The 12,589-nt window shown below is 69.3% G+C and carries 12 protein-coding genes; 8 read left to right on the plus strand and 4 right to left on the minus strand.

The window, feature by feature from the left end; translation table 11 throughout:
• The first annotated feature begins 191 nt into the window (after positions 1-191).
• Complete coding sequence (secA, locus tag AB0J80_RS17730) at positions 192-3,092, plus strand: preprotein translocase subunit SecA (protein ID WP_364705762.1); 2,901 nt, start codon at positions 192-194, stop codon at positions 3,090-3,092.
• A 195-nt stretch (positions 3,093-3,287) separates the two neighbouring features.
• Here secA and AB0J80_RS17735 read toward each other — a convergent pair whose 3' ends face one another.
• The 3 genes from AB0J80_RS17735 to AB0J80_RS17745 form a co-directional block, all read right to left on the minus strand.
• Entirely contained in the window at positions 3,288-3,662 is a 375-nt protein-coding gene (locus tag AB0J80_RS17735; RefSeq protein ID WP_364705764.1) for an Rv3235 family protein, read from the minus strand.
• Between the two features lie 495 nt (positions 3,663-4,157).
• The gene (locus tag AB0J80_RS17740; protein WP_364706305.1) at positions 4,158-4,367 is read right to left on the minus strand and encodes a helix-turn-helix domain-containing protein; all 210 of its coding nucleotides are present in this window, start codon (positions 4,365-4,367) and stop codon (positions 4,158-4,160) included.
• A gap of 108 nt (positions 4,368-4,475) precedes the next feature.
• Complete coding sequence (locus tag AB0J80_RS17745; protein ID WP_364705765.1) at positions 4,476-4,931, minus strand: Lrp/AsnC family transcriptional regulator; 456 nt, start codon at positions 4,929-4,931, stop codon at positions 4,476-4,478.
• Positions 4,932-5,024: 93 nt separating this feature from the next.
• Between AB0J80_RS17745 and AB0J80_RS17750 the strand changes: the two genes are divergently transcribed.
• Both AB0J80_RS17750 and AB0J80_RS17755 read left to right on the plus strand, forming a co-directional pair.
• Positions 5,025-5,438 carry a rhodanese-like domain-containing protein gene (locus AB0J80_RS17750; protein WP_364705767.1) on the plus strand — a complete coding sequence of 138 codons (414 nt, stop codon included), beginning with the start codon at positions 5,025-5,027 and terminating at the stop codon, positions 5,436-5,438.
• 88 nt (positions 5,439-5,526) lie between these two features.
• Positions 5,527-6,042, plus strand: coding sequence for a hypothetical protein (locus tag AB0J80_RS17755; RefSeq protein WP_364705769.1), 516 nt, complete (start codon positions 5,527-5,529; stop codon positions 6,040-6,042).
• Here AB0J80_RS17755 and AB0J80_RS17760 read toward each other — a convergent pair whose 3' ends face one another.
• On the minus strand, positions 6,043-7,017 hold the full coding sequence (locus AB0J80_RS17760; RefSeq protein WP_364705771.1) for a hypothetical protein: 975 nt from the start codon (positions 7,015-7,017) through the stop codon (positions 6,043-6,045). It lies immediately after the preceding gene.
• Positions 7,018-7,141: 124 nt separating this feature from the next.
• Between AB0J80_RS17760 and pruA the strand changes: the two genes are divergently transcribed.
• From pruA to ftsX, 5 genes are all read left to right on the plus strand, one after another.
• The gene (pruA, locus tag AB0J80_RS17765; RefSeq protein WP_364705772.1) at positions 7,142-8,773 is read left to right on the plus strand and encodes an L-glutamate gamma-semialdehyde dehydrogenase; all 1,632 of its coding nucleotides are present in this window, start codon (positions 7,142-7,144) and stop codon (positions 8,771-8,773) included.
• A 266-nt stretch (positions 8,774-9,039) separates the two neighbouring features.
• The gene (locus tag AB0J80_RS17770) at positions 9,040-9,555 is read left to right on the plus strand and encodes a PadR family transcriptional regulator (RefSeq protein ID WP_364705774.1); all 516 of its coding nucleotides are present in this window, start codon (positions 9,040-9,042) and stop codon (positions 9,553-9,555) included.
• 67 nt (positions 9,556-9,622) lie between these two features.
• Complete coding sequence (gene prfB, locus AB0J80_RS17775) at positions 9,623-10,735, plus strand: peptide chain release factor 2 (RefSeq protein WP_364705776.1); 1,113 nt, start codon at positions 9,623-9,625, stop codon at positions 10,733-10,735.
• Positions 10,736-10,888: 153 nt separating this feature from the next.
• Positions 10,889-11,569, plus strand: coding sequence for a cell division ATP-binding protein FtsE (gene ftsE, locus AB0J80_RS17780; protein WP_364705778.1), 681 nt, complete (start codon positions 10,889-10,891; stop codon positions 11,567-11,569).
• 64 nt (positions 11,570-11,633) lie between these two features.
• Positions 11,634-12,509, plus strand: a complete 876-nt coding sequence (ftsX, locus tag AB0J80_RS17785) for a permease-like cell division protein FtsX (RefSeq protein WP_364705780.1) — start codon at positions 11,634-11,636, stop codon at positions 12,507-12,509.
• The last annotated feature ends 80 nt before the right edge of the window (positions 12,510-12,589 follow it).

The raw sequence follows: 12,589 nt of genomic DNA on the forward strand, positions 1-12,589 counted from the left end.
GGTGGTATCCGGGGCCGGAGATCGGAACGCGAAGCCCGGCCGTGGGGTTGCAGCGCTCCCCAAGATGCGCTGTCAGCGAATTCCCAGCCCTGATTCGTCCTCTTTGCGAGGTTACTCGGAGGCTCGGGTCACGACTCCCTCCCGAAGACGCCTACGATGGTTCGGCAGACCGTCTAGGGGAGCGTTGACCCGTGTCGATTTTGGAAAAAGTCCTTCGCGCCGGTGAAGGCCGCATGCTGCGCCGCCTCAAGGCGATCGCCAATGCGGTCAACTCGATCGAGGACGAGTACACCGACCTCACCGACGACGAGTTGCGGGAGCAGACCGAGCAGTTCAAACAGCGTTACGCCGACGGCGAGTCGCTCGACGACCTGCTCGTCGAGGCATTTGCCGTCGCTCGCGAGGGTGCGCGCCGCGTGCTCGGCCAGCGGGCATACGACGTGCAGCTGATGGGCGGCGCCGCGCTGCACTTCGGGAACATCCCCGAGATGAAGACCGGTGAGGGCAAGACGCTCACCGGTGTCTTCCCGGCGTACCTGAACGCGCTCAGCGGCGAAGGCGTGCACATCATCACGGTGAACGACTACCTCGCCCAGCGCGACGCCGAGTGGGTCGGCCGGGTGCACACCTTCCTCGGCCTCACCGTCGGCGTCATCCTGCCGAACCGGCCCGCCGCCGAGCACCGCGCCGCTTACCAGTGCGACATCACCTACGGCACCAACAACGAGTTCGGCTTCGACTACCTGCGCGACAACATGGCGTGGTCGGCGGCCGAGCTCGTGCAGCGCGGGCACAACTTCGCGATCGTGGACGAGGTCGACTCCATCCTCATCGACGAGGCGCGCACGCCGCTGATCATCTCCGGCCCGGGCGAGCACTCCGCCCGCTGGTACGGCGAGTTCGCCGCCCTGGTCAACCGCCTGCAGCCCGGCAAGGACGGGGAGGGCGACTACGAGGTCGACCACGCCAAGCGCACGGTCGCCATCACCGAGCGCGGCGTCGCCCGGGTCGAGGACCGCCTCGGCATCGACAACCTGTACGAGTCGGTGAACACCCCGCTCGTGGGCTACCTGAACAACGCCATCAAGGCCAAGGAGCTCTACAAGCGCGACAAGGACTACATCGTCGACGAGAACGGCGAGGTCCTCATCGTCGACGAGTTCACCGGCCGCATCCTGCACGGCCGCCGCTACAACGAGGGCATGCACCAGGCCATCGAGGCGAAGGAGGGCGTGGAGGTCAAGCAGGAGAACCAGACCCTGGCGACCATCACGCTGCAGAACTACTTCCGCCTCTACAAGAAGCTCGGCGGCATGACCGGTACGGCGCAGACCGAGGCCGGCGAGTTCAACCAGGTCTACAAGGTCGGCGTCGTGAGCATCCCGACGCACCGGCCGATGATTCGCGTCGACCACCCCGACGTCATCTACAAGACCGAGAAGGCCAAGTTCAGCGCGGTCATCGAGGACATCGCCGAGCGGCACGCCACCGGCCAGCCGGTGCTCGTCGGCACGGTCTCGGTCGAGAATTCCGAGATCCTCTCCCAGCTGCTGCGCCGCCGCGGCATCCCGCACAGCGTCCTCAACGCGAAGTTCCACGCCCAGGAGGCGCAGATCATCGCGCAGGCCGGCCGCAAGGGCGCGGTCACCGTCGCCACCAACATGGCCGGCCGCGGCACCGACATCCTCCTCGGCGGCAACCCCGAGTTCCTCGCGGCGGCCGAGCTCCACCAGCGCGGCCTCGACCCGGTGGAGAGCCCGGAGGAGTACGCGAAGGCCCTCGAAGAGGTCATGCCGTTCGTCAAGGAGGCCTGCGAGGAGGAGGCGGCCGAGGTCATCGCCGCCGGCGGCCTGTACGTCCTCGGCACCGAGCGCCACGACTCCCGCCGCATCGACAACCAGCTGCGCGGTCGCTCCGGCCGCCAGGGCGACCCGGGCGAGTCCCGGTTCTACCTGTCGCTGCAGGACGACCTGATGAAGCGGTTCCGCGCGGGTGCGGTCGAGGCGGTCATGGACCGCTTCAACATCCCGGAGGACGTCCCCATCGAGTCGAAGATGGTGACCCGGCAGATCCGCAGCGCCCAGACCCAGATCGAGGGCCAGAACGCGGAGATCCGCAAGAACGTCCTCAAGTACGACGAGGTGCTCAACAAGCAGCGCCAGGTCATCTACGCCGAGCGCAAGCGCGTGCTCGACGGCGAGGACATGCACGACCAGGCCCAGCACATGATCGACGACGTGGTCGCCGACTACGTGCACGCGGCCACCTCCGAGGGCTACGCGGAGGACTGGGACCTCGAGCAGCTCTGGACCAACCTCAAGCGCCTGTTCCCGCTGACCCTCACGATCGAGGACGTCGTCGGCGAGGCCGGCGGCGAGCGCAGCAGCCTCGACCAGGAGTTCCTCGTCGCGCAGATCCAGGAGGACGCGCAGCGGGCGTACAAGGCCCGCGAGGAGGAGCTCGGCGAGGAGGCGGTCCGCGAGCTCGAGCGCCAGGTCCTGCTCGCGGTGATCGACCGCAAGTGGCGCGAGCACCTCTACGAGATGGACTACCTGCAGGAAGGCATCAGCCTGCGGGCGTACGCCCAGCGCGACCCGGTGGTCGAGTACCAGCGCGAGGGCTTCGACATGTTCAACCAGATGATGGAGGGCATCAAGGAGGAGGCGGTCGGCTTCCTCTTCAACCTGGAGGTCCAGGTCGAGGAGGCCCCCACGGTCACCGTCGACCCGTCGGAGGCCCGCCCGCTGCCCACGGCCGAGGAGCCGGAGCAGCACGTCGAGGTCCGTGCCAAGGGCCTCGGAGGCAGCCGCCGCCCCCAGAACCTCCAGTACACCGCCCCCGCCATCGACGGCGAGGCCGGCGCCGGCGCCCCGCAGATCCAGCAGGCCCCGGAACAGCAGGCACCCGCGCTGGGCATCGGCTCGGCCCCGGTCGTCCCGGCCAGCCCCGCCCACACGGGCGCCCACCGGGCCTCGCCCGGCCGCAGCTCGGGCCAGGCGGAGGCGGGCAACGGCCCGTCCCGCAACGCGCCGTGCTACTGCGGCTCCGGCAAGAAGTACAAGCGCTGCCACGGAGCTCCGGGAGCGGTCTGACCCTCGGGCGTGGCTGAGCGGCCCCTGCGACTCGTTCGCGGGGCCGCTGTGCATCGAGCCACACCGCTCCCGCCGCGGGGGCGCGACGGCGCCGCCGATGACGGTCGTTGACCGTGAGGCCCAGGACGGCCGCCGCCTGTGGTGCTCACCGGACGCCCCGGGTGACTACGTGGCGAGACGGGCGTGCCCCCGGGATCAGATCAGGCGCATGGTCGTGGCCAGCCAGGCTTCGCCGTGTTGTTCCAGGCGTAGAGCCATCGCCCACGTCCGGTCGCCGGCCATCAGCACGACGGCCGCCTCCACCGCGCCCGGGCGTGGTTCGCAGAGGCTCGATCTCACCACTGCCACCGGGGACGTGCGGCGCGCCTTGACGGGGAGCTTCGACCGGCGGCGGGCTTCCGCGACGCGCTGGGCGCCGACGAGCCCCTGCGCCACCACCATGCCGGCTTCCCGCGGCTGCGCGAGCCGGCGGAGGTGCGCCGCCGGGCGGTAGCCGTTGAGCACCTCGACACAGGAGCTGACGAACCTGCGAACGGCAAGCTTGGCATCGGGCGAGGCGCCGGACGCCACCGATCTGCAGGTGGCTCGGGCAGGCGGGATCGCTTCCAAGGCAGGAAAGACGCCTCCCGAACCGGACGTGCCGGCTCGGCTGCAGGCCCTCGTCGCCACGGCGGACGGGCTGTCTGCGTGCGCGCCGCCCTCGGACGACCATCCCGGACGGGCCGAGCCCTCGGCGGCGTTGTCCTGGCCCACCTGCGGCGCGACCGCTCGGTTCCGGACCGCTGCCGGCCTGCCGTGCGGCGCGGTGCGGGACCACTCGAAGATCATTTGGTGCGGTGATGCCCACGTGGTCGGCTCGCGCTCGTCGTCAAACGGTGGTTCGCAGCGTGGTGCCCTGCGCAGCTTGATCGCGCGCGCTGCCTGCTGTCGTTCCATCTCGGCCGTCGACACACCGCACCTCAATCCTTGCGTTTGCCTTCGTTTGCCTACGACAGAAGTTTGGCGGCTATTATCGCGAAGGGTCAATGCCAGGTTCGGAGCCTGTGGACAACGCGGGACGGAGGTTCAGTCCTCGCGGTCGATCAGCGGGTTGTCCTGCACCCAGGCTGCTGTCTCCGCGTACTTCTGCTCGATGTACTCCTCGAGCTTCGCCCGTTCCACGCGCCACTGACCGCGACCACCGATCTTGATGGCGGGGAGCTCGCCGCTGCGGACCATGTGGTAGACCTGCGAGTCGGAGACGTTCAGCTCGGCTGCCACCTCGGACAGCAGCATGAACCTGGCCTCCACGGGGTCCTCCGCTCGTCGGCACGGCTTGGTAGAGGATCAGTTTGCCATCGTTTGCCTGCGACAGCGTTAACGGTCGGCTGCCTGTGCAAAGTCCTACCCGGTCCCGTGCACCGCGCGGCCTGCGAGCGGGCTCGAATACACGACACTGGTCGTCACCGAGCCGAGCCCGGAGATACGCCCCGTGACCTCCTCCAGGTGCCGCATCGAGCGGGTCAGCACCTTCAGGACGAAGCAGTCCTCGCCCGTCACGTGGTGCGCCTCGATGATCTCCGGGGTGGTGTCCAGCAGCGCGTGGAACGGCTTGTAGTTGCCCGTCGGATAGCGCAGGCGCACGAACGCCATGACGTTCAGGCCGACCCGCTCCGGGTCGACGGTCGCTCGGTAGCCGGCGATCACGCCGGTCTCCTCCAGCTTGCGGACCCGTTCGGCGACCGCGCTCGGCGACATCGCCACCACCCGCGCCAGGTCCGCGTAACTGGCGCGGCCGTCGCGCTGGAGCTCCGCCAGAAGCCGCCAATCGGTACGGTCCAGAGCAGCATCCACGGTCACGCGCGCAAACTACCGTCGAATCCACGGCCGGAGCAACTGATCGCCGTGGTCGTCCGGTGGGGCCGAAGCGCGTACCTCCCTAGCGTGATCGTCATGAGAACAGCGGTTGAGATCTTCGCCGAACGACTGGCCACCCAGACCGACGTCGCCGATGTGCGCAGCGCGCCGGCCGGCGAGTTCGTCCTCGTCGACTCGCGCTCCCGGGCCGCCTGGGACCAGGGCCACCTCCCGGGCGCCGTGCACCTGCCCACCGCCGACATCCCGGCCCGTGCCGCCGAGCTGATCGACGCGGGGACGCCCGTGGTCACCTACTGCTGGGGTCCCGGCTGCAACGGCGCGACGCGGGCGGCACTGGCCTTCGCGCGGCTGGGATACGAGGTCAAGGAGATGCTGGGCGGAGTCGAGTACTGGGTTCGCGAGGGGTTCCCGTTGCGGACGGCCGGCGGTGAGGTCGCCCGTGACCCGGACCCGCTTGTCGCGCCCGCGCGAGCCGCCTGCGGCTGCTGACGGGGCGAACCAGGCGCGACAGGGGGAAACGGCCTTCCGGTAGCGTGCGCGGCGGTGTACTACACGGACGGTCGAGTCGCCCAGGGGGATGCAAGTGCCGATCACCGATCTGGTCCGGGTCTACGTGCCCGCCACCGTGCCGATGCTCGCCGGGCTCAAGGCGTCCGGGCAGCTCGGTGACGGCCCGGTCGTCGCGCACGCGGTGACCCCGGCGCTGCGCGAGTGGTACGCCGAGGGCGACGAGGAGGAGCTCGAGTACGTCGCCTTCACCCGCGCCGCCCAGGCCGCTCTGCAGCTGCTGCGGCACGACCCGCAGGCACCGCGCCGGCGGGTCGTCGTCTCGGCCGACGTGGCCGCCGGCTCGCTGGCGCGGGAGGACGTCGAGCTGGGTTCGAGCACCGTGCGGGTGCCGCAGCCGATCTCCCTCAAGGACGTCGCGTCGATCCACGTGGACGGCGCCGATGCCGCTGAAGCCGTCGCCGCCGCCGCGGACGTGGTGGAGGAGGCGTTGGCAGGCGATCCCGACGCCCAGTTCACCGTCGACGGGGCCGAGGATCACGAGCTCGAATGGTACGCGGTGAGTGAGCTCGGCGAGCTGACCTGATCAGTCGCCCGCGCGCGAGAGATCTGCCGGCTGTGCAGCGACGGCGGGAGCGGTGTCGGGCGCAGGAGCGGGGGAGCCGAGGGTCCGGCCGACCGCCACCATCGCCGTGAACGCGCCCACGAAGAGCACGATCAGGCCGTTGTTGAGCCGGCTGCCACTGAGCATCTGCTGCACCGTCAGCTCCAGCTCGCTGATCTTGCCCGCCAGCTCCAGCACCCGTGCTCCCGCCGTACGCGTCAGAAGCTCGCCGACCACCAGGAGCAGGCCCGGTCCCGCGCCCGCCAGGGCGTAGAGCGGCCAGCGCACGTCGGCGCCGGTGCGGTGCCGGGCGCGGCGCAGCAGGCGGTAGGTGACCAGCCCGGCCGCCAGGCCGCCGAGCGCGCCCTGGGCGAAGCCGAAGTAGCTCGCGGCGTCGGCCCGCGACGACGACGTGTCGCCGGCGCCGAAGACCGGCAGCAGGTCGTGCTGCAGGAAGCTGAGCACCACCCCGAGCAGGAACACGGCGATCGCTCCCCAGCAGACGGCCGCCGTGACCCGCGGGTGGCCGAAGCCGGCCGGCGCGCCGCCGATGGTCGCCGCCGCGGCGATGGTGCCGCCGACCACGGCGTAGACCCAGCCTTCGCTGTTGATGGTGATGATGGTGAGACCGCCGAGGAGACCGACGGCGAGGCCGGTCCCGATCGCGGCCAGGAAGCGGGCCGTGCGGCCGGCGCGGGGCAGGAGCGTGACGACCGCGAGCGCCGCGGCCGCCCCGGCGACGAGGGCGGCCGAGACCGCTCCGGGCATCGCATACGCGGTGGAGGTGACCTCCATCTCGGCGTCGGTGCGGCCGGTGATCGTGGCCCTGGCCGACCACAGCATCGCGGCCGCCCAGGCGAGTGCCACCACCGCCAGGACGATGCCGCGCGAGGACGCCCGTTCCGGCCCCTGCTGGGCTCCTTCGGCCTGGTCGGGCCCGCTGTCCGGCTCACTCATGGTGCTCAGCGTACGCGGGCCCACCGACGCTTTCCGAGCGCCGGGGAGGGGGTCTCGCACGTGCGAGGATGGAGCCGACACACGATGTCGCACACGAGGAACCCAAGAGGTCGAGGAGTACGTGATGGACGCCCAGTTTTCCGTGCCGGTGCCACGGAACGAGCCCGTACGCGGCTATGCGCCCGGCAGCCCCGAGCGGGTCACCCTGCAGGCGCGGGTCGAGGCCCTCGCGGCCGAGCGCCTGGAGCTGACGAACACGATCGACGGCGTGCAGAAGCGTGCCGGGGGTGACGCCATCGAGGTCGTCCAGCCGCACAAGCGGCACCACGTCCTCGGCGTGACCTACAACTCGACCCACGAGGACGCTGCTGCCGCCGTGGCCGCCGCCAAGCGGGCCGCGCCGGGGTGGCGGGCCCTGCCGTACAGCGAGCGGGCCGCGGTCTTCCTGCGTGCCGCCGAGATGCTGGCGGGGGGCTGGCGGGACACCCTGAACGCGGCCACGATCCTGGGCCAGTCGAAGTCGGCCCTCCAGGCCGAGATCGACTCCGCCTGTGAGCTCATCGACTTCCTGCGCTTCAACGTGGCCTTCGGCGAGCAGATCCTCGCCGAGCAGCCGCAGTCGGCGCCGGGCTTCTGGAACCGCTTCGACCACCGGCCGCTCGAGGGGTTCGTCTACGCGATCACCCCCTTCAACTTCACCGCCATCGCGGGCAACCTGCCGTCCGCGCCCGCGCTGATGGGCAACACGGTGGTCTGGAAGCCGTCGCCGACCCAGCAGTTCTCCGCGCACTTCACCATGCGGTTGTTCGAGGCGGCCGGCCTGCCGCCCGGCGTCATCAACATGGTCACCGGTGACGGCCTGGCGGTCTCCGACGTGGTCCTGGCCGACCCCGACCTGGCCGGTATCCACTTCACCGGCTCGACGGCCACGTTCCGTCACCTGTGGCGCGAGGTCGGGTCGAACATCGACCGCTACCGGGCGTACCCGCGGCTGGTGGGGGAGACGGGTGGCAAGGACTTCGTCTTCGCGCACCCCAGCGCCGACGTGGACGCGCTGCACACCGCGCTGGTCCGCGGCGCGTACGAGTACCAGGGGCAGAAGTGCTCCGCGGCGTCCCGGGCGTACGTGCCGCGCGGGATCTGGGAGGGCGGCGGACTGCGTGACCGGCTCGCGGCGACGGTGGCCTCCATCAAGTACGGCGACGTCACCGACCTGTCGACCTTCGGCGGCGCGGTGATCGACGGCAGGGCGTTCGCGAAGCACGCGGCGGCCCTGGACCGGATCAAGAACAGCGCCGCCTGCACCGTGCTGGCCGGCGGTACGGCCGACGACAGCGAGGGCTGGTTCGTCGCGCCGACGCTCGTGGAGTCGAGCGACCCGGCGCACGAGGTCTTCACGACCGAGTACTTCGGCCCGATCCTCGGCGTACACGTCTACGAGGACGGTGACTTCGAGGCGGCGGTGGCCCAGGCCGAGTCCGTCTCCCCGTACGCGTTGACCGGCTCGATCTTCGCCACGGACCGCGCGGTCGTCGACTGGGCGGCCACGGCCCTGCGCAACGCCGCGGGCAACTTCTACATCAACGACAAGCCGACGGGCGCCGTCGTCGGCCAGCAGCCCTTCGGCGGGGCCCGTGGCAGCGGCACCAACGACAAGGCCGGCTCGATGCTCAACCTGCTTCGCTGGGTCTCCCCGCGGACGATCAAGGAGACGTTCGAGCCACCGACGGCGTGGCAGTATCCCCACATGGGCTGATTGTCCGGTTCGCGGGTCGTCGTCTTTTCTTCCGCGGGAGAACAGGCGGCGATCCGCGGCCTTTAGGGGGCTTCCGGACTTCGAGCGCCGTCTGACCGTTTCCGCGCTCCATTCTACCGTGCGAAACCCGTCCTCAAGGGCGAAACGCCCGGTCAGGACCCTCGTGGTCGGACTGTCTGTGCGGGACAGTCGTTTGTGGAGACGCAAATTGGACGGATCGGGCGAAATCCTGGACGCCGGAGCGACAAAGTGGCAGCTTAGAAGGCATGCCCGACTCTCAAATCAACCCCACGGCTGCCGCTCTGCTCGGCCTGCTCCACGATGGGCCGATGACCGGCGGACAGCTGATGGCGGCTGCGGAACGCCGCCTCGGGCCCTACTGGTCGATGACGCGGAGCCAGGTCTACCGCGAACTTCCCGTCCTCGCCGAAATGGGCCTCGTCCGTCTCGGCAAGCCGGGACCACGGTCCAGCCAGCCCTATGCCATCACCGCCGCCGGCAAGCGTGCCTTCAGCCGGTGGCTCGCCGAGGCTCCCGGCCGCGACGCGCTCCGTAACCCGGTCGCTCTGCGTGTCGCCTTCGGCCAGCAGCACGCCGGTGGCCAGCTCAAGACGCTCTACACCGGCGCCAACGAGTATCACTCCGAGGCCCTCGCCATGGCGCGCGAGCAGGCCAAGGAGGCCAAGAAGGCGGGTGACGCGTACGGCGCCGCCGCGCTCGAGTTCGCGGTCGCGTACCACAAGGCGGCGCTGACCTGGCTCAAGGCCGCCCCCGCGGAGTGACGAAGGAAACCACGCACGGCAGGCCGCCCGGCCGCGACACGGGCCGGGCGGCGTATTCTTGACAGTCGTGAGTGCAGCCGACTTTCCTGAACAGCTCAAGGCCCTCGACGCCACCCTGCGCAACATCGAGAACGTGCTCGACCTCGACAAGCTGCGCCGGGACCGGGCGGAGCTCGAGGAGCAGGCCTCCGCCCCCGACCTGTGGGACGACCAGGCCCGCGCTCAGGACGTCAACTCCCGGCTGTCGTACGTCGCCGGCGAGATCTCGAAGATGGAGAAGCTGCGCTCGCGCCTCGACGACGCCGCCCTCCTGCTGGAGATGGCCGAGGCCGAGGGTGACGCCGACTCGGTCAGCGAGGTGGGCGACGAGCTGGTCAAGCTCCACAAGGCCATCGAGGAGATGGAGGTCCGCACCCTCCTCTCCGGCGAGTACGACTCCCGCGAGGCGGTCGTCGCCATCCGCGCCGGTGCCGGCGGCGTCGACGCCGCGGACTTCGCCGAGATGCTGCTGCGCATGTATCTGCGCTGGGCGGAGCGTCACGGTTACCCCACCGAGGTGTACGAGACCTCGTACGCGGAGGAGGCGGGCCTCAAGTCGGCCACGTTCGCCGTGAAGGTGCCGTACGCGTACGGCACGCTCAGCGTCGAGTCGGGCACCCACCGGCTGGTCCGGATCAGCCCGTTCGACAACCAGGGCCGGCGTCAGACGAGCTTCGCCGGCGTCGAGGTGATGCCGGTCGTGGAGCAGACGGACCACATCGACATCCCCGAGAACGAGATTCGGGTCGACGTCTACCGTTCGTCGGGTCCTGGTGGACAGAGCGTTAACACGACCGACTCCGCTGTGCGCCTGACGCACATCCCGACGGGCATCGTGGTGACGTGTCAGAACGAGAAGTCTCAGCTCCAGAACAAGGCCTCCGCCATGCGGGTCCTCCAGGCGCGACTGCTCGAACGCAAGCGCCAGGAGGAGGAGGCGAAGATGGCCGGCCTCAAGCAGGACACCACCGGTTCGTGGGGCGACCAGATGCGTTCGTACGTGCTGCACCCGTACCAGATGGTCAAGGACCTGCGCACTGAGCAGGAAACGGGCAATCCGTCCTCGGTCTTCGACGGTGAGCTCGACGACTTCATCGAGGCGGGCATCCGGTGGCGCAAACAGAGCCAGAAGGGCGACTGAGCCGTCCGCGACACGCCGCCTGAACGAAGAGTCAGGCGGCGTTCACCTTGAGTGCATGTTCCGCCCGGCGGTCCGAAGATCAGCCTCACGGGACGCGAAAACCGGCCACCGCTGGGGTTGGCGTTTTCGTTACACCGCGTAGACTCTCCACCCGTGATTCAGCTCGAGAACGTGACGAAGACGTATCCGAAGGCGTCTCGGCCGTCGTTGGACGATGTCAGCGTCGGTATCGAGAAGGGTGAGTTCGTCTTCTTCATCGGCCCCTCCGGTTCCGGCAAGTCGACGATCATCAAGCTCCTCCTGCACGAGGTGGCGCCCACCCGCGGCAAGGTCGTGGTGAACAGCAAGGACGTCACCTCGATGCGGTCGTGGAAGATCCCGCACTTCCGCCGCTCGATCGGCTGTGTGTTCCAGGACTTCCGGCTGCTGCCCAACCGCACCGCGTACGAGAACGTGGCCTTCGCCCTGGAGGTCATCGGCAAGACCAAGGCCGTGGCGCGCCGGGTCGTGCCCGAGGTGCTGGAGCTGGTGGGTCTCGGTGGCAAGGAGCACCGTTACCCGCACGAGCTCTCCGGCGGTGAGCAGCAGCGTGTCGCCGTGGCCCGGGCGTTCGTCAACCGGCCGCTGATCCTGCTGGCGGACGAGCCCACGGGCAACCTGGACCCGGACACGTCCATCGAGATCATGCGTCTGCTCGACCGGATCAACCGGACCGGCACGACGGTCGTGATGGTCACCCACGACTCCAACATCGTCAACCAGATGCGCCGCCGGGTCATCGAGATCGAGAGCGGCCGCATCGTCCGCGACCAGGCGCGCGGCGTCTACGGCTAGGCAACCGGGCCCCGCCCCCACAGCTTCCTGATCTACGAACGCGGAGTCCCGGAAGGAACCCCCGATGCGTTTCAAGTACGTCCTCAACGAGGTGCTGGTCGGCCTGTGGCGCAACGTCACGATGACCATCGCCATGATCATCACCATGTCGGTGTCGCTCACCATGCTCGGCGCCAGCGTGCTGATGTACATGCAGGTCGACCAGATGAAGAACTACTACTACGGGGAGATCGAGGTCTCGATCTTCCTCCGTGAGGACGTCACCGAGGCCCAGCGCGCCGCGATCAACCAGGCCATCGAACAGAGCCCGCTCGTGCAGTCCAAGGAGTACGAGACGCGCGAGCAGGCCTTCGAGAAGTTCAAGGTGCTCTGGCGGGACTCGCCCGACTTCGTCAAGTCGGTCACGCCGGACAGCCTCCCGGAGTCGTACCGGGTCAAGCTCAAGGACCCGGAGCAGTACAAGACCTTCGCCGACGCGATCAAGGGTCAGCAGGGCATCCAGGACATCGTCGACCAGCGGGAGCTGCTCGAGAAGGTGTTCAAGATCTTCAACGCGATCCAGGTGATGGCCCTGGTGGTGGCCGGCTTCATGGCCCTGGCGGCGTTGTTGCTGGTCGGCAACACGATCCAGGTCGCCGCGTACAGCAAGCGCCGCGAGGTCGCGGTCATGAAGCTCGTCGGCGCGTCGAACTGGTTCATCCAGGCGCCGTTCGTCCTCGAGGCGGTGGTGGCCGGCCTGATCGGCGCCATCCTCGGCTTCGTGTTCATCTTCATCGGCAAGGTGGTGCTGCTCGACGGCCGCCTGCAGGCGCTCACGAACGTCCTCACGCCGATTCCGGACGGTAACGTCTGGCTGATGCTGCCGCTGCTCGCCGCGGTCGGCGCAGGCGTCTCAGCGGTCACCGCCTGGATCACCCTGCGCTTCTACCTCAAGGTCTGACGGCCCTCGGGGCACCGGTCGCCGCGCATCCCGTACGGGTTGCGCGGCGATTGCCGTTCTGGGCGATTTCGCCGAATAGC

Origin of the sequence: Actinoplanes sp. NPDC049548 (assembly GCF_040676695.1) — a bacterium.
Classification (GTDB): Bacteria; Actinomycetota; Actinomycetes; order Mycobacteriales; family Micromonosporaceae; genus Actinoplanes.